The organism is Xanthomonas sp. CFBP 8152, from assembly GCF_014199025.1.
Taxonomy (GTDB): Bacteria; Pseudomonadota; Gammaproteobacteria; order Xanthomonadales; family Xanthomonadaceae; genus Xanthomonas; species Xanthomonas arboricola_B.
On the sequence record NZ_JACHNO010000003.1, the window covers coordinates 234,746 to 257,373 of the forward strand.

A 22,628-nucleotide genomic window follows, 5' to 3' on the forward strand; every position below is an offset into this window, starting at 1 on the left:
CTACGCAGCACAACGCAGCGCCACTCACGATGTGCCTGCAAGAAACGCCCGGTCTCGACGCTCGGCGCCAGCGCAGCAGCAAAGATACTCAAGACCAACGCCTCACTGCGGAGCCACCACATCCGCAAAACTCAGGGCAGCACCCTAACCCTGCGCCGCTTCAACCGCTGCACTCAAGGCAAAAATCCGCCCGGCCTCGCGCCACTTTTCTCCCGGCGCACTGCCAGGCAACGGCTTTTGAAACCGCCACATCAAGTCTTCCCACGCCTGGATGCGCGGATCGCTCGCATCCCGCGCCGCCTTGGCCGCCGGATCGTAGTCGTCGCCGACCTGCATCAGCATCACCAGGCGGTCGCCGCTGCGAAAGATCTCCAGCTCCTCGATGCCGGCCTGCTGCAACGAGGCCACCACTTCCGGCCAGACCTCGCTGGGCCGATGCCAACGCTCGTACTCGGCGATCAACTGCGGGTCGTCGTGCAGATCCAGCACGTAGCACAGACGCCACGTGCTCATGCGCCCGCTCCTGCAACTACCGGCGCAGCGCGGCGCGCACGCAACGCGAACAGCAGGATCACCGCAAAGCAGCCGCCCGGCACCACCATCGCCCAGTGGATACCGGCCATGTCCGACACCGCGCCCATCACCGCCGTGAGCAGCGCGCCACCGATGATGGACATCACCAGCAACGACGAGCCCAGCTTGCGCGCATCGTCGTGCATGCCATCCAGGCCCAGCGCAAAGATGGTCGGGAACATCACCGACATGAACACGCTTGCAGCCACCAGCGCGTACAACCCGGTCCAACCCGGCAACGCGATGGCAACGGCGCACAGCGCCAGATTGATCGTGGCAAAACTCGCCAGCAACCTGGCCGGCGCCAGGTAGCGCAACAGCGCGGTGCCGATGAAACGGCCGGCCATGAACAGCACCAGCGAAATGGTCAGATAGGTGGCCGCGCTTTTTTCCGGCGTGCCCGGCACCGCGTCCTGCAGGTAACGGATCAGATAGCTCCAGATGCCGACCTGCGCGCCCACGTAGAAAAACTGCGCCACCACCGAAAACACGAACAGCCGGTTGCGCAGCAACTCGCCGAAGCGTGCGCGCCTGGGCGCGGCCTCGCCCACGCCGGCATCACCGGTGGGAAAGCGCACCAGCGCGATCAGGATCGCCCACAGCACCACCACCACGCCGATCACCAGGTACGGCGTCTGCACTGCCGCCGATTCGGTGGCGAAGAACGCAGTGCGCGCGGCCGGCGTCATCGCCGCCAGCTCGGCCGGGCTGTGCTCCACCCCGGAGAAAATGAAGTGCTGGCCCACCAGCACGCCGGTGATCGAGCCCAACGGGTTGAATGCCTGGGCCAGGTTCAACCGCCGCGCCGCGCCTTCTGCCGGGCCGAGTACGGTCACCAGCGGGTTGGCGGTGGTTTCCAGGAACGCCAGGCCGCTGGCGATGACGAACAAGGCCAGCAGGAACAGCCAGTAGGTGTGCACCTGCGCGGCCGGATAGAACAGGAACGCGCCGCAGGCATACAGCAGCAGGCCCAGCACCACCGCCGCCTTGTAGCTGTAGCGGCGCATGAACATCGCCGCCGGCATCGCGAACACGAAGTAGCCCAGATAGAACGCGCTCTGGACAAGACCTGCCTGCAGGTCTGTCAGCTCGAAGGCCTTCTTGAACTGCTTGATCAGGATGTCGTTGAGGTTGTTGGCCATGCCCCACAAAAAGAACAGGCTGACGATCAACAACAGGGGAACCATGGCGGTACGCGCCAGGTTGCCGCGCGGTGACGCGGCAATGTCACTGTGATGCATGCGACCGATCCCCTCCCAAGGCTGTGGCGCTTGCGTTGCTGTGCGGCGAGCGTACTGCGCACGCCAGCGCCATGCAAATATAAAATCTTTGTTTATATTTGCACGCAAGCGCCATATCTCACCCCTGCCCGCGATGCCTGTACGCTGGCGCGCCGCAGCCTTGCCTGGAGCCGCAAACGGATGAGCACCGAACCCGCCAAGTACCGCGCCCCTGCCCTTGACAAGGGTCTGGACATTCTCGAGCTGCTTGCCCGCCAGGCGCAGCCGATGAGCATGGGCGCGATCTCGCAGGGCATCGGGCGCTCGCGCGGGGAGATCTTCCGCATGCTGCAGGTGCTGGAGGAGCGCGGCTATCTCACCCGCGACGGCGAGGGCGACTACGTGCTGACCAATCGGCTGTTCATGCTCGGCATGCAGCAGCCGCAGGTGCAAAGCATCAGCGAAGCGGCATTGCCGGTGATGCGGCGGCTGGCCGATGCGATCTATCAGCCCTGCCACCTGGTGGCGCCGTCCGGCGACCAGATCGTGGTGATCGCGCAGATGGACGTGCCCAGCGACCTGGGCCTGGTGGTGCGCCCGGGCCATCGCCGGCCGCTGACCCATTCCAGCTCCGGGCTGGTGCTGTTCGCGTTCCAGCAGCCGGAGGTGCAGGCGCGCTGGCTGGACATGCTCGACGCCGGCGAGGTGCCGTTCGAGCGTGCGCAGTTCCTGGCGGCCGCGGCGCAGGCGCGCAACGATGGCTACGCCATGCAGCCCAGCGAAGCGGTGGTGGGCGTGGTCGACCTGACCGCACCGATCCTGCAACGCGGCAGTGCGAGCTATACGCTCACCGTGCCGTTCATCGCACGTCGCCCGGAGCTGGTCGGCCCGCACGCGGCCTTGCAGGCCCTGTGTGCGGCGACGGCGGAGATCTCCGCCGCGTTGATGTAGCCGCGGCACGCGCCGGGAATCTGCGTTGGTGCCGGTGTCTGCTGTCGCGCGCGTCCAAAGGCTGACTTCTGCGTTCCTCCCGCAGCGCGGCCGACCCCGTGCGTGGGGCGCTACGCGCTGTTTCCGCAGTGCTGCGATGGCAGCCTGGCCATCGCACTCCATCCCAACCGCTTCGCCAGTACCCCTGCAGCATCGCAAGCCGTGCAAATCGAGACGCCATGGAGATCGCGGCATGGTTGCCGATCGCTGCACTCCGGCACGACGTCCTGAAAGACAGCACGAAGCAGGCGCTGGCGCATGCACGCGCATCCAGACATGACGTTCCCCTCTCGCGCTGCTTGCAGCACACCCCACATCAGCGGCTTTCCCCGCATTTTCCGCTGCCTGCTTCACCGGCATGCAGACCGTTCGTCGCTATAGCCAAGGCTATCGGGCGCCGCATCGCGCCGTTGCGTGGACATGCCTTCCTGGCTTTCACGCCTGAAAACAAGGCAAAAAACCGCCTCACCCCTGGTCGCAATAGCCATGGCTATAAAGATCAGGCCGACCTTCGCGTGCAGCGCAGACGCACCGGAAGCGGCCATGCGTTGGTACACTGCGCGCCCCTTGGGGAGTAGCCTGCTTTCGCATCGTCGGAAGCGCCTGCATCAACATACTCGGCCGTTGCGCCGTGGTGCAGGCAACCAGTTCCGGTTTGGCGAGACCAACGGCATGCGTGCACGACGACGGTTGGCGCGGGCGCATGTCGTTGTGACCGTGCCCAACCCGAGAATGCCGATGTCCCCTTTTTCCATTGTTTTGATCGGTTTCGCGATGTCGACCGATGCGTTTGCCGCGGCGATCGGCAAGGGCGCGGCGATGCGCAAGCCGCAGTGGCGCGATGCGCTACGCGCCGGCTTGATCTTCGGCTGCATCGAGGCGATCACCCCGGTGATCGGCTGGCTGCTGGGGCGCGCCGCGTCCAGCTACGTCTCCGACTACGACCACTGGATCGCGTTCGTGCTGCTCGGTGCGCTGGGCACGCACATGATCGTGGCCGGGCTGCGACACGATGCGGACGACGCTGAAGAAGCAACGTCCGAGACGCCGAAACGGCATGGTTTGCTGGCCCTGGCCACCACCGGTTTTGCCACCAGCATCGATGCGATGGCGGTCGGCGTGAGCCTGGCGTTTCTGGACGTGCATATCGGCGTGGTGGCGGTGGTGGTCGGGCTGTGCACCTTCAGCATGGTCACTGCAGGCGTCATGCTGGGCCGCGTGCTCGGCAACCTGATCGGCAAGCGCGCCGAGATCCTCGGCGGCTTGATCCTGGTGATCGTCGGCAGCGTCATCCTCTACGAACACCTGAGCGGCGCAGCGTAAGCACCTCCCCTCGTAGGAGCGTGCCTGCGCGCGACGGAGCGTTATCGGTAACGCCCAATCGCGCGCAGGCACGCTCCTACGCTGCAGTCGCACCCGTCAGCGCGTTTTCGCATCGTGATGCGCACTCAGGAACGCGCGTAGCGAGGCCGGCTTCACCGGTTTGGTCAGCAGGCGATAGCCACGCGCACGCGCCAGTTGCTTGAGTTCGTCGCGACCATCGGCGGTGAGCAGGGCGCCGGCAATCGGTGCGGTGGCGACGGCCTGCAGCGCATCCAGCGTGTCCAGGCCATCGAGCCGGTCGTGCAGGTGGTAATCGACCAGCATCAGGTCCGGTTGTTCGCGCGCGCGTTCCAGCGCCTGATCCACCGTGCTGGCGGTGATCACCTCCACCTGCCAGCGACCGAGCAGCGCGCGCATGCCGTCGAGGATTTCGCGGTCGTTGTCCACGCACAGCACGCGCAGGCCCGCCAGCGAATCGCCGCTGGGCAGCGCGCGCGCAACGGCCACCGGCCTTGCCGGCGGCAGCGGGACTGCCGCCACACGTGGCAGCAGGATCGAAAACATGCTGCCGCGGCCGACCTGGCTGCGCGCGCTCAGGTCGTGGTCGAGCAGGCGCGAGATGCGCTGGCAGATCGACAGGCCCAGCCCCAGGCCCTGCTCGCCCCAGTCGAACGGCTGCTGATAGCGGCGGAATTCTTCGAAGATCTGCCGCATGTGGTGCTCGGGAATGCCCGGGCCGGTATCCCATACCTGCAGCTCCACCTGGTCGCCGCGGCCGCGCATGCCCAGCACGATGCGGCCCTGGCGCGTGTAGCGCAGCGCATTGGCGAGGAAGTTCTGCATCACCCTGCGCAGCAGGCGGCGGTCGCTGCGCACCCACAACGGGCGGCAATGCACCTGCAGCTGCAGGCCGCGGCTGGACGCCACCGGCGCATATTGCGCGGCCAGTTCGTGCATCAACGCGCTGGCATCGAAATCCTCGACCGTGGGCCGCAGGCCGCCGGCGTCCAGCCGCGAGACGTCGAGCAGGCCATCGAGCAACTCCTCGGCCGCGCGCAGCGAGGCATCCACGCGCTCGGCCAGGTGGCGTTGCTCCTCGTTGTTCTGATGGCTCTCGCGCAGGGCCGAGGCGAACAGCCGCGCGGCATTGAGCGGCTGCAACACGTCGTGGCTGATCGCAGCCAGAAAGCGCGTCTTGGATTGCTGCGCCAGCTCGGCCTCGCGCGAGCGGTCGGCCACGCGCTGTTCCAGGTTCTCGTTGGCGTCCAGCAGCGCGCGTTCGGCGCGCTTGTAGTCGGTGATGTCGTTGTAGCTGGTGACATAACCGCCGCCGGGCAGCGCCTGGCCGCGCATCTCGATCACCTTGCCGTCGCTGCGGGTGCGCTCGAACACATGCGGCGAGCCGGCGCGCATGTGACGGATACGGCGATCGATCTGATCTTCGATATCGCCCTCGCCCAGCTCGCCGCGCTCGGCGTTGTAGCGGATCAGATCCGCCACCGGGCGGCCGACATACAGCATCCCGTCCGGATAGCCGAACAGCTGCTGATAGCGGCGGTTCCAGGCGGTCAGGCGCATTTCCGGGTCGACCACGCTGACCGCCGCGCTGATGTTTTCCAGCGTGGTGGACAGGATTTCGCGATTGAAGCGCAGCTCCTGGCCGGCCTCGTCCAGCACCGCCACCACCTCGCCCAGGTCCATGCCCGAGCCGCGCAACAGGCTGGTCAGCACCAGGCGTGCGGAGGCCGCACCGATCGAGGCGGCCAGCAGGCGTTCGGTGAACTGCACCCAGGCGCGATCGGCTACCACGCTGGGTTGCAGCTCGCGCTCCAGCAGCGCCGCCTGGTCGACGAAGGCGCGGTGCGCATGCCGCTCGCCCACCACGCGCTCGGCCAGGGCCTGCAGGTCGGCAACGCGCACATGCCCGGGCCAGTCGCCGGCCACCGCCGGACGCTGTGCGTACGGGTCCAGGAATGGGGCGGCGCGCAGGCGTTCGTCCACCCCGGGGCGCCAGCGTGCGGAAACCAGCATCATTGCGCCGACATTGATCAGCAGCGACCAGAACGTGCCGTGCGCCAGCGGGTCCCAGCCACGCATGCCGAACAGCTGCTGCGGCTGCAACCAGGCGATGCCGAACGGCCCGTCCACCAGCCAGTCCGGCTGCATCCATCCTGCGCGCGTGGCAGCCGGCAGCAGCAGCGTGTAGATCCAGGTCATGAAGCCCAGCACCATGCCGGTCTCCACGCCCCTGCGGCTGGCCCCGCGCCAGTACAGCCCGCCGATCACGCCGGGGGCGAACTGCGCCACTGCCGCAAAGGCCATCAGGCCGTAGGCCGCCAAGGTGGTGTCGTTGGCCACGCTGCGGTGGTAGCCGTAGGCGATCAACGCCAGCAACAGGATGGCGACGCGACGGATCCACAACACCCGCGACGCCACTGCCGCGCGCGCATCGGCGCTGCCACGGCGGCGCAGCAGCACCGGCATCACCAGGTCGTTGCTGATCATGGTGGCCAACGCGATGCTGGCCACGATCACCATGCCGGTGGCGGCGGAAAACCCGCCCACATAGGCCACCAATGCCAGCACGGTATTGCCCTGACTCAGCGGCAGCGCCAGCACCACCGCGTCGTCGACCACCGTGCTGCCCTTGCCGAACAGGGCCATGCCGGCCGATGCGATCGGCACGACCATCGCCGAGATGATCACCAGATAGGCGCCGAACCACCAGCGCGCGCGACGGATGTCGCCCACGTCGCTGCATTCCACCACCGCCACATGGAACTGGCGCGGCAGGCAGATAACCGCCAGAAAGCTCAGCAAGGTTTGCGAAATGAACCCCATCGACGGGGTGTGCTCGAACAAGGTGCGCGCCGAGTCGGCGATGGGCATCTGGTGATCGCTCAGCCACACCCAGGCGAACAGGCCCACTGCGACGATGGCGACCAACTTGATCACCGACTCCAGCGCGATCGCCAGCATCATGCCGCGGTGATGTTCGGTGGCATCGACCTGGCGGGTGCCGAACAAGGTCGCAAACAAGGCCATCAGCAGCGCCACGTACAACGCCGGATCGGCAAAGATGCCGCGCCCGGCGCTGCTATGCCCGGTCAGCACCTCCAGGCTCATTGCCACTGCCTTGTACTGCAGCGCCAGATACGGAACGATGCCGACCAGCGCGATCACCGCCACCAACGCCGCCAGCCGCCGCGAGCGGCCATAGCGCGAAGAAATGAAATCGGCGATGGAGACGGTGTTTTCGGCACGTGCGATCAGCGCCAGCCGCTCGATGATGCGCCAGCCGAACAGCAGCAACAGCAGCGGGCCCAGGTAGATCGGCAGATAGCCGATGCCGTTGCGCACCGCCGAGCCGACCGCGCCGTAGAAGGTCCACGACGAGCAGTACACCGCCAGCGCCAGGCTGTAGACCGCCGGCCGCAGCCAAGGCCGCTCCGGATACAGCGGGCGGCGGTCGCCCCACCACGCCACGCCGAACAGCAGCGCGGCATAGCCGACGGAAACCAGCAGCAGGATCCAGCTTGATACCAAGGGGCGTTCCTAGGCGGCGCTTTGCGAGCCTGGGAGTTTACGCAGTGGGGATTGGGGATTGGGGATTGGGGAATCGGGAGTCGGGAGTCGGGAGTCGGGAGTCGGGAATCGCAACAGCGGGACACGGCTTGACCCTTGGCGCAGCTCGAGTGGGAAAAGGTGCATCGAAAACGCGGGGGTTCTGTGCGGTCAGTGGCGTAGGTGGCGTAGAGCGTGTGGTGGATGCCGCGCCGGACGACGGCTGTGCCCGCCTGATAGTGCGCCCAGCCGTTTTGTGTGTCGCTCTTGGAGCGGCTGATAAAACGCCTTCGGGCTGTCTATGCAGAGCGGATGATCTGGGCCTTCGCTGCTGGGCGGCTGGGCTGCGGCTGGGCTGCAGAGCGGCTGATCTGGGGCCTGATTGCAGGGCCCTTGCCCGCCCACCATCGCAGGACACGCCGCAAGTACGTCCATGTAGGCTCTTACGCGGCATCCATGCCGCGTAAGGTCCCGCGACGGTGGGCGGGCAAGGACCGGTCGAGATGATCGGTATGTGGTTGCAAGCAGAGCGTGACGCACCGTTGTTCGAGTCGTGATGCGTCCGAATCATCCGTCGCGCCTGACAAAAGACAGATTTTCAGCAGGCAACCTACAAAACTTACGGCGAACCAACGCAAGGCTTTGCAACAAGCAGTTTTCACCAAACGGCCGACCAACTTCCTGGTGCCGTGTCCTCGCCGATTGCGGGACCCTTGGCGGCATGGATGCCGCCAAGGAGCCTTATCTGTTCGGATTCATCCAACAAACATGCGGCACCATCAAAACTACGGCGCTCCATCACGCGGGCGGACGCCGAGTTTCGTTAGCCTCCCCTAGCCAGGCAGGCGCACCTGCACCTGATAGGTGCGGCCAGCCGCGATGTCGTGAACGCGCTGATCCGGGCTGGCTTCGCCGTCCACCAGTACCTCGATGTCGCGACGCCCCGGTTCACGCGTCAGCGTCACCTCGAACTGCGCACCGCGGAACTGGCGCGTCGCCCGCGCCTGCGGCCAGTGCGAGGGCAGCTGCGGACGGATCGCCAATGCATCGCCTTCGCCGACCAGGCCGAACAGACCTTCCAGCACGCAGCGATACACCCAGGCCACCGTGCCGGTGTTGAACAGCTGGCTGGAACGCCCGGCCGTGCGCGGGTACTGGTGCCAGGCACCGCGGTAGTAGTTGGGCAACGACACCGGCAGGTGACCACGCTGCAGCACGTCCTCGCGGGTGGGGCCGGGCAGCAGCGCGCGCAGGATCTCCCAGGCGCGGTCGGCTTCGCCGATCTGGTACAGGCTGTACAGGTAGAACGCCGCCGCGTGGTTGTAGACCGCGCCATTTTCCGCGGCGCCCGGCCACTTCTGCGTCAACCGGCCCACGTCATCGCGCATCCGCGTGTAGGCCGGGGCCAGCATCACCGGGCCGTACGGCGTATGCAGCTGCTCGCGCACCGCCTCCAGCAAGGCTTCGCGCTGCGCGCTATCGGCGGTGCCGGCCAGCAGCGCAAAGCTCTGCGGATTGAGATAGATGCGTCCCTCCACATCCTCGGCGATACCGAAACGCATGCCATCGTCGGTGATGCCGCGCGCATACCAGTTGCCGTCCCACAGTTCGCGGTTGGCATCGGCGTTGATCGCCTGTACGGCCTGCGCAAACGTGTCCGCCTGCGCGCTTCGCCCATGCGCTGCACAGATGCCCGACCACAGCCGCAGCGCATACGCGGTGGCCACGGTAAGCCAGCCGGACACACCCTTGCCGCGCCAGCCGACCATGTTCATCGGGTCGCACCAATCGCCCTGCGCGATGAAACTCAATCCACGTGCATCGCGCGCGTCCAGCAGCCACTGCATCGCCGCATCCAGTCGCTCGGCCACGCTGAGCGCCTGTCCATCGTGCGTGCGGACCACCGCATCGAGCACGCTGGCATCGCCGGTTTCGGCCAGATAGGCGCTCAGGAAGATCGGCAACCACACGCAGTGATCGGTATGCGGCACCTGGTTGATGTATTTCAGCTCGGCGCCTTCCACCAGCAGGATGCCGTCCGGCATCGCACCGCTGGGTTCCTGCTGCGAGAGCGCGTGCAACAACGCCGCGCGTGCGGTGGCAGGCTGCAGGTAGGCCATGCCCATGTGGTCCTGCAGATAGTTGCGCGTCTGCGGATCGGTGGTCAGGCGATTGACATCGCCGTGATAGAACACCTGCCGCGGCAACCAATGATTGACCAGGTTGTCCAGGGCCGGATCGGGCGTGGCGACCTGCACGCAGCCCTGCCCGCCCTGCAGATACTGCACGTAATCGCGCGCGGCGGCGGCAAAGCCGGCTTCGGACAGATAACGCGCACGCAGCGCGGCGATTTCTGCGTCGTCCCGGGCCGGCCCGAACGCGAAGCGATAGACGCGTGCCGCATCGGCCTCCAGCGTCAGCCGATACTGCAACGCGGCGGCCGGGTTCTCGTAGTGCGCATCGCTGTTGCCCAGCTGCTCGGCCTGGATGGCCGAGGGCACATGCAGGCCGCCCTCGCCTTCGAAGGCCATCTGCTGCGCATCCCAGGCCACCGGCGGCTGCTCGTGCAGCAGGAAGGTGCAGTCCTTGAAATCGCGTTGACGGAAATAATCGTCCACCTTCTGGTACGGCGCCACGCTACGGCAGACGATGCCGCCCAGCGCCGGCTCGTAAGCGCCACCCTGATGCATCCACGACATGTAGCCGATCGGGAAATACGGATACAGACTGAGCCGGCGGGTACGCCCGGACTGGTTATGCACGCGGCATTCCCACAGTTCCACCGCATCGTCGGTGGGCAACGCCACGCACAGGTCCACCACGATGCCGTCGTGGCGCACCCGCCAGCGCACGTCGTGCTTGCCCGCCGAGAACTCGAACTGTTCCGGCGTTGCGCGCACCGGCTCGTGCGGCACCGAATACAACGCGCCGCTGTCTTCGTCCTTGAGATAGAAGAAGCGCCCGGGATGATGCGCGTAGTACGGCTGCTCGGGCATCATGAAGTTGCGCGCTTCCAGCAGCGGCGCATGCGCGTATTTGGCCGGTTCCGGCTGCATGAACTGCCCGGTGGCGTAACCACGGCAGGTCAGCTGCAGCATCATGCGGCGGTTCCACAAGAACCCGCCCGCGTTCGGCATCGCGGTGGGGCTGTAGAGCGCATAGCGCGTGCCGTCGGCGCTGGGCGCGAGCAACGCGGAAAGATCGTCGTTGGACGTGGAACAGGAATCGGCGTGGGAGAGTGCAGACACGGTCAACGGTGCTCCGGTTCGTCGCGCTTGCGCGCGGCCAGTTCGTGTTGGATGCGGCGCAACAAGCCATCATCGAGCGGATAGAAACGCATGGTCCAGGCTGCCAGCAGCGCCACCGCGCCCGGGATCACCGTCAGCAGCAGCACGATGCCGGTCAACGACCCCGCCGACTGCGCACTGTTGGCCACATAGCCCATGCCCGCCAGCACCCAGGCAATGCCGGCCGACGCCAGCGCGCCACCGAGCTTTTGCGAGAAGGTCGCGGCGGCGAAGGTCATCGCGGTGGCGCGCCGGCCGGTGCGCCATTCGGTGTAGTCGGCGCTGTCGGCATACATCGAAAATGCCAGCGGCGACTTCGGCCCCAATGCCAGCCCGATCAGCATGTTCAGCGCAAAGATCGCCCACACCGCATCGGCAGGAATGAAAAACATCAGGCAACTCAACACGCCCACCACCGCCATCAGCGCGGTCATCAACTGGCGCTTGTCCCAATGCCGTGTCAGCAACGGCGTGATCGCCGCGCCCACTGCCAGCGACACCGAATAGCCGCCCAGAAACAGCCCGGTCAGATCCGTCCGCTGCACGTAGTACTTGAGGTAATACACGCCCGCCCCACCGCGCATGACAATGGTGATCATGATGATCAGCGACAGCACGAACAGCACGCACCACGGCTTGTTCTGCAGCAGGTCGGCGATATCCCGGCGGATCGGCGTGCGCTGTTGCGGCGGTGGCTGTACGCGCTCGCGCGTGGTCAGCGCCACGGTGACGAACAGCGCCACCGCCACCGCGCCGTACAGCATCATGGTGCGCTGCCAGCCCAGCGCATCGTTGCCGGCGCCGAACCAGGCCACCAGATCCAGGGTGCAGTAATTCACCAACGTGGTGCCGGCGAACGCGGCGATGAAGCGCAGGCTGATCAAGCTGGTGCGCTGGCTGCTGTCGGCGGTGATCACGCCGGACAATGCCGAGTACGGAATGCTCACCACCGTGTAGGCCAGCATCATCACCAGGAAGCTGATCGTGGCCCACCACATGCGCCCGTTCTGATCCAGCGCGGGCGTGGTGTAGGCGAGCACGCCGGTCACCGCCATCGGCACGGCGCCCCACAACAGATACGGGCGGAATTTACCCCAGCGGCTGCGCGTGCGATCGGCTAGTGCACCCATCGCCGGATCGGCGATCGCATCGGCGATCTTGGTCAACAGGATCATCGTGCCCACCGCTGCTGCCGGCAGATGCATGGTGTCGGTGTAGAAGATCAACAGGAATGCGGAGATGTTGGCCCAGTACAGATTCAGGCCCAGATCGCCGGCACCGTAGCCCAGCTTTTCGCGCCAGCGCAGGCGCGCCGATGCAGGAGACGTTGCAGGCGATGACGTCATCGGCAGACCTTGGGGTGCGTTGAACCCGGCCGAGCGCGCCGTTACGCTGGGCGGCCCGCGCACCTGGCGAGGAGCGCCGACGCTACACCACGCATCGACTGCCGCCAACGTGAAATCCGGCAAAATGCCGAATCGATCCGGAGATATAACCTGACGTGATGGACACCGCCGCCCCCGCTACACCCGCGTCCGCTTCGCCCCTGGCCATCGTGGTGATGGGCGTTTCCGGCAGCGGCAAGACCACCATCGCGCAGGCCCTGGCAGCGCATTACGGCTACCGTTTTCTGGATGCCGACGACTACCACAGCGTGGCCGCACGCGCGCAGATGGCCGCCGGCCAGCCACTCACCGATGCGATGCGTCTGCCGTGGGTGGAGTTGCTGGCGGCCACCTTGCGTGACTGCGTACAGGCCGGCGAGTCGGTGGTGCTCGCGTTCTCGGGCTTGCGCGGCACGCACCGTCAATTGCTGCGCCGCAGCGGCATTCCGATCCGCTTCGTGTTCCTGCACGCGGCCCCGCACGTGATCGCCGCACGCCTGAGCGCACGCGCCGGCCACTTCATGCCGGCCAGCCTGCTGGACAGCCAGTTGCAGACCCTGGAATTGCCGCTGGACGAAGCCGATGTGGTGTCGGTGGATGTGGACGCCACGGTGGCGGAGGTGGTGCAGGATGCGATCGCGCAGTTGGCGCTGATCGCTCCCGCTGCAGTGCACACCGCCGTGCCCTCGCCTCAAAGCGCATAACGCGCCGGATAACGCAGCAACAGGGCTGTTCCCTTCTCCCAGCGGGAGAAGATGCCCCGAAGGGGCGGATGAGGGGACGTGCGAAGCCTCGTGCATTTTGACGACACAGAAGCTTCGCCCCGTACCCCCACCCCACCCCACGCCCCGCTCCGCGCCCCGGCCCGCGTTTGCGACGCGGGCGCTCCAAGGCAGGCGCGCCAGTGGCGCGCAAACCGTGCCTTCTCGCCCCGCGGGGTGAGGCGCTCTGTTCAACACAGTGGCCAGCCTCACAAGGTAGCGCAACATTTCCTGGTTACTTTTTGCAGACCATTGATTTGCTGGCAAATACACACACGCCGCGACCAATCATTTTTTCTATCGCAATGGCGCCATCAACGATGAATCCTCACCATTTGTGCGAATAACGAGCGTGCTGAACGCAATTTTTTCGAGCTGGTGGCACCAGATGCGAGCGGACCCGACCGCTGAATGAATGCGGCGACCTTGTTGTGTTGCACGGTCGCCACAATCGGCCATCTTCACTCGGCAGATCTGGGGGGATCCAGCGCTTCCTTCCATCTATGGACATGCCGTGATGACACATTCAATTCGCCGCTTGCGATTTCGCAGTTTGACGCTCGTTCCCTGCCTGCTTGCCAGCGCAGTGGCCTTTGCCCAGGCCGGCCCCGCAGCCGCACAACAGTCGGTATCGTCGCTGGATACCCAGGCTTTCGCACGCTCCGGCCAGATCTGGCGCAGCTTCGGCAATCAACTGCCGTTCGCCAGCCCCAGCAGCTGGACCACCGCCGGTGGCGGCTACTTGAACCAGCGCTTCGCGCCGGGCGAGTGGAAGATCAATCGCACCACTGCCAGCACCCTCAAGCCGGCCTGGACCCTGACCACCACCGGCGACATCTCGGCCACGCCGAGCGTGGAAGGTGGAACGCTGTACGTGCCCGACTGGGGCGGCACGCTGTATAGCGTCGACACCCAGACCGGCAAGCCGAACTGGCAGGCCAAGCTGTCCGACTACACCGGCAATGCCAACTCGGTGACGCGCAACACCCCGGCCATCAGCGCCAACAGCATCATCGTCGGCGACCAGGCCGCCGGCACCGTGCTGGCCATCGACAAGAAGACCGGCAAGCTGCTGTGGAAGACCACCGCCGAAGCCAACCCGCAGGCGCGCATCACCTCTTCGCCGGTCATCTACGGCAACCGCGTTTACGTGCCCGTGTCCTCCGGCGACTGGGGCAATCTCGATCCGACCCACACCTTCAGTTTCCGCGGCAGCGTGGTGGCGCTGGATCTGAACACCGGCAAGAAGGTATGGCAGTTCTACAACGTGCCCGAGGGCTATACCGGCGCATCGGTGTGGGGCCAGGTGGCGATCGACCCGATCAGCCGCCGTCTGTATTTCGGCACCGGCAACAACTACAACATTCCCGCCAGCGTGGGTAACTGCGTCTCCAACGCGCGCTCCTACCGCGGCAGTGAACTCACCGTGCAGGACGAACTGGCGTGCATGGCGCCGGACAACTACGTCGACTCGGTGATCTCGCTGAATCTGGACACCGGCAAGCTGGTCTGGGCCGACCGTGCACAAGGCTACGACGCCTGGAACCTGTCGTGCATCGTGGCGCCCACCAATGGCCTGTGCCCGAACACCCAGGCAACCAACCTGACCGGACCTGATTACGACTTCGGTGGCGCTGGCGTGCAGCTGTTCACCGTGTGGCGCGATGGCAAGGCGCAGCAGCTGGTCGGCGCAGGGCAGAAGAGCGGCATCTACTGGGCCTTCGACGCCAAGACCGGTGCCAAGGTCTGGTCGACCCAGGTCGGCCCCGGCGGCACCACTGGCGGCGTCGAGTGGGGCACTGCGTTCGACCCGTACAAGTCGCAGGTCTATGTGGCCATCAACAACAGCACCAACGCCACCTATACGCTGGGGCCTGAGAATACCCAGAGCCACAACGGCGGCTCGTGGGCGGCGCTGGATGCCGCCACCGGCAAGATCAAGTGGCAGGTCAAGGTGCCCGGCATCAACCGCGTGAATCCGAACGTGCCGGCCGGCGGCCAGGGCTCGCTGACGGTGTCGCCGAACCTGCTCTACGCCGGTTCGATGGCCGGCAACATGGTCGCCCTCGACACCGACACCGGCGCCACGCTGTGGAACCACGACGCCACCGGCTCGGTGATCAGCTCGCCGGCCATCGTGGACGGTGCGCTGTACTGGGGCGCCGGCTACGGCCGCTTCAACTTCGGTACTGCCGCAACGGCCAACCAGCTGACCAAGTTCGTGCCGGAGGCCAGCCCCGCCAAGTAAGCGTCAACCCATGTGATCTGCGTCGAGCGACGCGCAATCACGGCAGAACGACGGCGCCACCTTCGGGTGGCGTCGTTGTGTGTAACGCGGCTACAGGCGCGTGACTTGGCACAAGCGGATCTGCCCCGCTTCCAGCCCGTGCGCCTCGGCCGCACGGCGGCGCAACGCAGTGACCAGCCCCGCTGCATCCAGCACGCCATCGGCAGGCACGTCCACGCTGTGGGCCAGTTGCCCCCCACAGCACCGGCCGACCGTCGCAGTAACCTTCGTAGTCGGCGAAGTAATGCAGCTGGCGCAACTCAGGTACCGACGTGGACATCGCCCTGGATCTCCGTGCAGCCCAGATGTTCCAACGCGATTTCCAGCCCGAGTAGATAGCTCTGCGCGCAGTAACCGCGCACCGTCGCAATGCGTTGCCCGAACCCCTCCGGCAGGCAACGCTCCGGACGGTCTACGCTATCGTCGTGAGCCTCCACGAACGGATACGGCAACGCGCTGAGCACATGGTGCAGGCGCGCACTGTCCACGCAGCTGCCCGGATCGATCAGCGCGATTTCCATCCGCGCCTGCCCGGCCACGCGCAAGGCATCCAGCAGATCCTGCTCCGACCCGCAGGCACGCAAGGCCACCGTCTTGCCCGCGTCGCCGGCACACTGCACCAGCTGCCGAATGACGGCCCGCGGCAACGGCTGCGGCCCACGCACCAGCGGCATCGCCGCCTCCGGCCCACGCACGATCATGATCGACATGGCGGCTTCCTCAGGCGGCGGCGCGCAAGGGCGCGCACAGCGACGGCAGACAACGCGCCGCAATACCCAGCGACATCGCATAGGCGCGCGGCGCATCGTGCGGCGTAATCACCACCGCCAGCGGCGCATGCTGCGGATGCAGCCACGGCTCCAGCTCCTGCGCTGCATCGGTGTGCAGCTCAATATAGGGCGTGGGTAGCGCATCCAATGCGGCGCGCAAGGTTTTCGCATGCACATGCGCGGACGGCGAAAGATCTCCTGAGTCCAACAACACCAGCTCCACCTCGACATCGGCACCAGCGGCCTGTAACCCAGCGATCAAGCTATCGACATCCGCATACGCCAGCATGCGCAACGTTCGGCCAGCACACTCGGGCAACTGCATCGGCAACAACGGCGCCGGATCGGCCTGCGGACCTTGCAAAATCAGGATACACATCGTGTTCGACTCAACGCACCACAGTGCGGGAGTGCCAAGGTAGGCCTGCCGGGCATAAAGGGGCTATCTGCACCCTGGCGTGCGCGCATAAAGAGTGCGTAATGCCTGCACGATGCCGGCGTGCCCTGCCCGCAACGTCGCGGGCCGGTTCTAGATAACCGCAGCGCTCGACCTGGCCATGCCTTACACACGGCCGAACATCCCGGACATCCCGGACATCCGCATTGCGTCATGTCCTGACCTGACGCAATACAACACCACACACCGTCGATGCGCCGATGCACGAGTGGCGGTTACTTCTCCCGCCGCCAGTTCACCGAGCCCTTGGTCTCCACCGTGCTGGATTCGGCTTCGATATCGAAGCCGCGGCTGAGCAAGTATTTCAGTGTCAAGACCGAGCCGCTGCCGACCATCGAGACGCCGTAGCCAACGTAGAGTTTTGGCGAAAGGTACTTGCCGAAGCCCACCACCGAGCCGACGGTGCTGGATTCGCTCACCCCCGCTTCGTCCAGGCCGAGCTTGGCGCCGATCTGCGAGGCGATCAGGCTGCTGCCGGCCGACAGGGCGGCCGAGGCGGCGCTGACCTGCTGGGTTTCGTCGCTGCTGGCGGTGGACAGGCCGCGGCCGAGCACCAGGTACGACAGCGCTTCGGATTGCGACATCGCCGGCTCGGACCACACATCGGCACGTGGTGATTCAGCACGGCCGCTGACGTCGATGCCGGCGGTGACATCGCCGACCTTGCGCTCGGCGCGCAGGCTCACGCGCGGGTCGGAGACGATGTTGTTGTTCCAGGTCAGCTGGCCGCGGCTGATGGTCAGGTCCTGGCCGTAGGCCTTGTAGCGGCCGCGCACGTCCAGCCCGCCGTTGGCAGTCATTTCGCGGCCCGGGCGGGCGCGGATCTGCATCTGCCCGCTCAGCCCGCCCTTCAGGCCGAAGCCGCTCATGTTGACCTTGTCGCCAAGCACGATGGCCAGGTCCATATCCAGCGGCGAAGCGGGCGCTTCTTCCGGATCCACCGGGTCCAGCACCACCACGTCCTCGGATACCGAGGTGCCGCGATCCAGGCGTTCCAGGTCGATGTCGGCTTCGGGCACGGTAACCTTGCCACGCAGTTGCATGGTGTTGTCGGTGATGCCGAACTGCATGTCCGGGTTGGCAATGATGCGCAACTCGCTGGTGTTGTAGGCCAGCACGTTTTCGCCGCGGATATTCAGCAGCAGCGGCGTGCTGGTGCCGAACCACGACAGCCCGCCATCGATGTTGAGCGTGCCCTGCCCCGACTTGGCAGAAGCAGTGATCTTGGCCGAGCCATCCGGTAGCGCGTCGAAGCGGCCCTTGCCCTCGCTCAGGGTCAAACCCATCGACGGATATTCAGCAGTGAAATTGCTCAAGGTGGCGTCGCCGCCCAGCAGCGGCTTGTCGCGGGTGCCGCGCAGGCTCACATGGCCTTCGACCAGGCCCTTGGGCTGCACCACGTCGGCCACCACCAGCTCCAGCCAGTACAGCCGCGACATATTGAGATACAGCTCGCCGTTGAGCGGCGCGTACGCATCCCAGCCGGTGTTGAACTTGGCATCGACAAAGCCGGCGCCCTGGAAGCCGATACCCAGCTTGGCCTGGATCTGCTGCGGGGTGAAATCGGCCTGCACGCTGAACTGGTCGTAGCGCAGCAACTCGCCGCGATTGGGATTGCCGGCCACCGCCGCGTAGCGGGTTTCGCCCAGGCGGATGCCGCCTTCGGGCGAGGCGATGCGGAACGAGCCTTCCCAGGCATTGCCGCGCGGCTTGAAGCTGCCATCGAGCGCAAGCTCGCCGCGTAGATAGATCTGCCGCCCCTGCTGCTTGGGCAGCCACGGCTGCACCAGCGACAGCGGCAGTGCATCGCCGTGCACCACCATGCCGTCGCGCGGCCAGTTGGCGCTGGCGCACAGCGCGCCGCCGGTGGCCGCGCCCAGGCAGGTATCGGACAGGGTAAATGCCGCGCCATCGGTGCTGAACTGCGCCGGCTGGCGCAGCGCCCAGGCATCGCCCTTGGCCGGTGCGATCCGCAGCGTGGCGACCTGGCCCTGCCAGCGCTCGCCAGTGCGACGGACATCGCCCTGCAGCGCGACGTTGGCCATGCTGTTGGCGATAGCGGCATCCAGGCGCAGCGCTTCCACCGCGCCGCGTGCCTGCACGCGCACGCTGTCCAGCACCACGCCGGCTTCGATCGCGGTGCCCTGCAAGGCCAGTTGTCCGTCGCTGCCGCGCCATGGCAGACGCCCGCGCAAGCTGATGCTCTGCGCGCTGTAGTCGTTCCAGCGCAAGCCGTTGCCGACGAGGTCGGCGGTGATGTCGGGCGCGTCGCGACGGCCGCTGACCTGCAGCTGCCCGCGCATCGTACCGGTGGCGCCGGGCAAGACATCGTCCAGCTGCAGCGGCTGCAGTTGCGCGGCGATATCCAGCTGGTCGCCGACCTTGCCCTTGGCAGTGATGCGGCTATTGCCCAGCGACAGCTGCAATTGTCCCTCGCCCTGTTCACCACGCAGGGCGAACTTGCCGTTGGCCGACAGCGCGCGTTGACGCAGCCGGCCGGTCAGGCTGGGGATATCCGCAGTGGCCTCGAAGCCCGGCGACACGCCACCAGCCGGTGCCGGCAACTGGCGGCCCTTGGAAGCGACCTTGCCGGAGAGATTGCCGTTCCAGCCCGGCGCGAAGTAGCCCGGATCGAACTTGGCCAGTTGGGCAGTGACATCCCACTGCAGCTCCGGGGTCCAGCCCACTTCGCCGGTGAGATCCAGCGCGCCGCCCGGGGTCTTGGCCTGCACCTGCTTGAGCTGCGCACGTTGATCGTTGCCGCGGCTGTCGAACACCAGCGCAGCCTGCTGCCCATCGCGCTCCAGCGTGGCGCGACCGATCGCCGCCCACGCCTTCAGGTTACCGGCCACGCCCAGACGCGCGTCGACCAACTGCACCGGCACCACCGGCGCATCGGGGGTGGCCGGGTCCGGCGTCGGGGTGAAGCGCAGGCCGCTGGCGTTGACCGCAAAACGGAAGCTCGGATTCTGCGCATCGCGAAAATCGGCAGTCCCACGCAACTGCGCGCGGCCTTCGAAGGCATCGATCACCAACGGCGCGACGGTGATGACCTGGTCCAGCAGGCTGATGTGCGAAGGCTGCAAGGTGGCGCTCAACTCGCCCTGCCTGACGCTGCCTTGCAGGTCGGCGTTGCCGCCCTTGCCAGAGGCCTGCAGGTTCAGCGCGATCGGTGTGGCCGGCGCGGCGTACTGCCCGTCGGTGGCCGGCATCAGCAGCGAGGTATCCAGCGCGTCGGTGACGGCCTTGAAGGCCCATGTGGGATCGTCGCGCCCGGTGAACACCAGGCTGGCCTGCAGCGGTGCCGGCGCGCGGCCGGCGATGGCCACTTCCATCTTGTCCAGATCGCCGCGTGCCACCAGCCCCAGGCTGGCCGGGGTGCGCCCGCGTGCGGCCGGCAGCACCGCGGTGGCGGTGAGGTCGGCGCGGTAATCGTCGTTGGGCACGTAGTCGCCGTGCAGGCGGAAGTCGCCCATGTCGGTATCGATCGCCAGATTGCGCGTGCGCAGTTCGCCGGTGGCCACTTCCAGCCCGCCCTGCACTTTGTGCAGGACGATCATCGGCTGCTGCAGCTGGGTGATGCGCAGATTCTCCACGGCGATCTTGTCGGCCTGGATCGCCAGCGGCACGTTGATCTGCGGCAGCGATTCGGGCCAGCTCGGCAGCGTGAACGACTCCTCGCTCTTGCCCAGATTCAAGGTGGCATTGCTGACCTGCACCGCATCCAGCTGCAGCTTGCGCCCGAGCAGCGGGCGCAGGTCCGGTTCCAGGTACACGCGCTCGGCGGTGAAGTGGATGTCCTGATAGCGGAAGTCGACATCGCGCAAGGTCAGCGGGCCGGCCACCGGGCCTTCGACCTTGCCGTAGGTAAAGGTGGCACCGACCGGCAGGCGCGCGGTCACCTGCGCCAGCAACACGTCGCGCCCGGCCACGGTCTGCAGCAGCCAGTACACCGCGATCAGCGCCAGCAACACCAGGCCCAGCACGGTCAGCCCGGAGCCCACCCAGAAGCGGCGGCGGCGGTAGAAACGCGCGCGGCGCGGTGCGGGGGGCGGCGTCGGTGTGCTCACAGGTTGGCCCCGATATCGATGTAGAGCTGGAACTGGGAGTCGGGGTCGTTCAGGCCGTGCGCGATGTCCACGCGCACCGGGCCCACCGGCGAGCGCCAGCGCAGGCCGAAGCCGATACCGGTGTGCCAGTCGGGCGTGTCGTCGAAGGCGCTGCCGCTATCGACGAACACCGCGCCGCCCCAGGGGCCGCCCTTGAGGTAATGCTCGTACTCGGCGCTGGCAGTGACCACGTGCTTGGCACCGAGGGCGAATTCGTCCGGCTTGGGGGTGCGCGGGCCGACTTCGCGGAAGGCATAGCCGCGGATGCTGTTGGCGCCGCCGGCAAAGAAGCGCAGGCTCGGCGGCATCGCCACCAGGTCGCTGGTCCAGGTGGTGCCGCCTTCGCCGCGCAGGATCACCCGGCCGTTGTCGCCGGCCCCCAGGAACCAGCGCAACTGGCCGTAGAGCTGGCCGAAATTGGTATCCGAGCCGGCGCCTTCGGCACCGCCGCGGATGAACGCCTGCCCGGACACGCCGCTGCGCGGGAACAGGCGGTCGTCGACATTGACGTAATTGACCTGCAACTGCGGATAGATGAGCGTCGAAGTCTCGTAGACCGCATCGGTGAAATCGCTGCCGCTGCTGAACCGCCAGCGCTCGCGCAGGGCGTTGATCGAGGCGATCGCACTCCAGCGCTCGTTGATCTGGCCACTGCGGCTGCCGGTGAGTTTGACGTTGCGCAGGTCGATGTAGTCGGTCTGCTCGTCATAGAGCCGCGCCGACGCGGTGTACCAGCCATCCAGCCAGCGGAATGCCGGCACGCGGTAGCTGGTGGTCAGGCTCTTGCGGTTCTGCGCGTAATCCAGCTGCGTGTCCATCTTGTGGCCGCGCGAATTGACGTAGCGCCGCTCCACGCCGCCACGCACACCGGCGCCGCTCTCGCTGCCGTAGCTCAAGCCGGAGGTGTAGACGGTGCGCTTGGCGCGGGTGAGCTTCACATCCACCGGCACCCGGCCCTGGTCGTCGGCTTCTTCCGGCTTGGGCTGGATATCGATGGTGCTGAAGTAATCCAGCTTGGTCAGCGACTCGCGCAGGCGATCCAGCTTGCCTTCGTGGTAGTAGCTGCCCTCGTCCCAATACACCAACGGCTCGAACAGGCCGGGACGGAAATAGTCGTAGTCGAAGCGCACCTTGCCCATGTCGTAGCGGCGGCCGCTGTCCCAGTTCAGATCGATATCGGCGGCGTGCTCGGCGCGCGTCACCGCGACGCGGCGCTGGGTGAAGTCGGCATCGAAGTAACCGCGCTCGGCCAGCCGGCGGGTGATGCGCACCTTGCTCGCTTCGTATTGCGGGTGGCTGAAGACCTGGCCTTCGCGCGGTTCGAACTGCTTGAGATCCTGGCCCAGGTAACGATCCTGCTCGGCCCAGCCGGTGATCGAGATATGCGACTGCCGCACGCGTACCGGCTCGCCGCGCTCCACGGTGATCACCACCGTCACCTTGTCACCGGTGCGCGGCGCGGCCAGATCGATGGTCGGCGAGTAATAGCCGAACGGTTCCAGTGCTTCTCGCGTCTGCCGTTCGGCCTGCGCCAGCAGATACTCCAGTCGCGACTCGCCCTGCTCCTTGCCGACGGCCTCATACAGAGACAGGGAGACCTCGATGTTCTCGATCATCTCGGCGTCGTCGTCGTCGTCCAAGCCCTTGATTTCGATCTTGTCGATGGTCGCCCGGGCAACCGCTTGCAGCGGAACGAACAGGGTGCACAGCAGGGAGAGAGCAAACGCGGCTTTAAGCATCGCCCAAGGATACCTAGCCTGGGCGTGAAGGGCCAAAAAAACTGAAGAAGCACGCCTATACGGCATCGGACAGAACTCGGTACAGTCGGCACGTTGTTAACGTTTCGTTGACACCCATTGCGTGTGGCCCCCCAATTGCCGCGCGCCCGTTCATACCTTTGGA

Annotated in this window: 14 protein-coding genes, 1 pseudogene and 1 riboswitch; of the genes and pseudogenes, 5 read left to right on the top strand and 10 right to left on the bottom strand. The window is 66.3% G+C overall.

Features of this window, described 5'->3' with window-relative positions; all coding sequences use genetic code 11:
• Positions 1-144: 144 nt before the first annotated feature.
• Both FHT09_RS12765 and fucP read right to left on the bottom strand, forming a co-directional pair.
• Entirely contained in the window at positions 145-513 is a 369-nt protein-coding gene (locus FHT09_RS12765; RefSeq protein WP_104607229.1) for an L-fucose mutarotase, read from the bottom strand.
• Complete coding sequence (fucP, locus tag FHT09_RS12770; protein ID WP_104607230.1) at positions 510-1,814, bottom strand: L-fucose:H+ symporter permease; 1,305 nt, start codon at positions 1,812-1,814, stop codon at positions 510-512. Before fucP ends, FHT09_RS12765 begins: the two co-directional genes overlap by 4 nt.
• Positions 1,815-1,994: 180 nt before the next feature.
• Here fucP and FHT09_RS12775 point away from each other — a divergent pair, with 180 nt between their 5' ends.
• The 3 genes from FHT09_RS12775 to FHT09_RS12785 all read left to right on the top strand — a co-directional run bounded on the left by FHT09_RS12775 (position 1,995) and on the right by FHT09_RS12785 (position 4,106).
• Entirely contained in the window at positions 1,995-2,744 is a 750-nt protein-coding gene (locus FHT09_RS12775) for a helix-turn-helix domain-containing protein (protein WP_104537598.1), read from the top strand.
• Positions 2,745-2,962: 218 nt separating this feature from the next.
• Positions 2,963-3,361, top strand: a complete 399-nt coding sequence (locus FHT09_RS12780) for a hypothetical protein (protein ID WP_104607231.1) — start codon at positions 2,963-2,965, stop codon at positions 3,359-3,361.
• Positions 3,347-3,509: riboswitch (yybP-ykoY riboswitch) on the top strand. It overlaps the preceding gene by 15 nt.
• Positions 3,510-3,521: 12 nt before the next feature.
• Positions 3,522-4,106 carry a manganese efflux pump MntP family protein gene (locus FHT09_RS12785; RefSeq protein ID WP_104537915.1) on the top strand — a complete coding sequence of 195 codons (585 nt, stop codon included), beginning with the start codon at positions 3,522-3,524 and terminating at the stop codon, positions 4,104-4,106.
• 96 nt (positions 4,107-4,202) lie between these two features.
• Here the strand turns inward: FHT09_RS12785 and FHT09_RS12790 are convergent, their stop codons facing one another.
• The 3 genes from FHT09_RS12790 to FHT09_RS12800 form a co-directional block, all read right to left on the bottom strand.
• Complete coding sequence (locus FHT09_RS12790) at positions 4,203-7,652, bottom strand: PAS domain-containing hybrid sensor histidine kinase/response regulator (RefSeq protein ID WP_166776017.1); 3,450 nt, start codon at positions 7,650-7,652, stop codon at positions 4,203-4,205.
• A gap of 851 nt (positions 7,653-8,503) precedes the next feature.
• Entirely contained in the window at positions 8,504-10,807 is a 2,304-nt protein-coding gene (locus FHT09_RS12795) for an NdvB protein (RefSeq protein WP_260283682.1), read from the bottom strand.
• Positions 10,808-10,920: 113 nt separating this feature from the next.
• Complete coding sequence (locus FHT09_RS12800) at positions 10,921-12,303, bottom strand: MFS transporter (protein WP_104607337.1); 1,383 nt, start codon at positions 12,301-12,303, stop codon at positions 10,921-10,923.
• A 158-nt stretch (positions 12,304-12,461) separates the two neighbouring features.
• On the opposite strand from FHT09_RS12800, the gene FHT09_RS12805 reads away from it, so the two are divergent.
• A complete protein-coding gene (locus FHT09_RS12805; protein WP_065049481.1) occupies positions 12,462-13,046 on the top strand; it encodes a gluconokinase in 585 nt (194 codons plus the stop codon).
• A gap of 574 nt (positions 13,047-13,620) precedes the next feature.
• Positions 13,621-15,351 carry a PQQ-binding-like beta-propeller repeat protein gene (locus FHT09_RS12810; protein WP_104607335.1) on the top strand — a complete coding sequence of 577 codons (1,731 nt, stop codon included), beginning with the start codon at positions 13,621-13,623 and terminating at the stop codon, positions 15,349-15,351.
• 90 nt (positions 15,352-15,441) lie between these two features.
• On the opposite strand, the pseudogene FHT09_RS12815 reads toward FHT09_RS12810, so the two are convergent.
• The 5 genes and pseudogenes from FHT09_RS12815 to FHT09_RS12835 all read right to left on the bottom strand — a co-directional run bounded on the left by FHT09_RS12815 (position 15,442) and on the right by FHT09_RS12835 (position 22,465).
• Positions 15,442-15,670, bottom strand: a pseudogene (locus FHT09_RS12815) (hypothetical protein).
• Positions 15,651-16,100 carry a 3-dehydroquinate dehydratase gene (locus FHT09_RS12820; RefSeq protein ID WP_181141458.1) on the bottom strand — a complete coding sequence of 150 codons (450 nt, stop codon included), beginning with the start codon at positions 16,098-16,100 and terminating at the stop codon, positions 15,651-15,653. Before FHT09_RS12820 ends, FHT09_RS12815 begins: the two are co-directional and overlap by 20 nt.
• A gap of 10 nt (positions 16,101-16,110) precedes the next feature.
• Positions 16,111-16,539 (bottom strand): hypothetical protein, encoded by a 429-nt coding sequence (locus FHT09_RS12825; RefSeq protein WP_104537592.1) that lies wholly within the window; start codon positions 16,537-16,539, stop codon positions 16,111-16,113.
• Positions 16,540-16,832: 293 nt separating this feature from the next.
• Positions 16,833-20,687: a translocation/assembly module TamB domain-containing protein gene (locus FHT09_RS12830; RefSeq protein WP_104607334.1), complete on the bottom strand. Its 3,855-nt coding sequence runs from the start codon at positions 20,685-20,687 to the stop codon at positions 16,833-16,835.
• The gene (locus FHT09_RS12835; protein WP_104607333.1) at positions 20,684-22,465 is read right to left on the bottom strand and encodes an autotransporter assembly complex family protein; all 1,782 of its coding nucleotides are present in this window, start codon (positions 22,463-22,465) and stop codon (positions 20,684-20,686) included. Before FHT09_RS12835 ends, FHT09_RS12830 begins: the two co-directional genes overlap by 4 nt.
• Positions 22,466-22,628 lie beyond the last annotated feature (163 nt).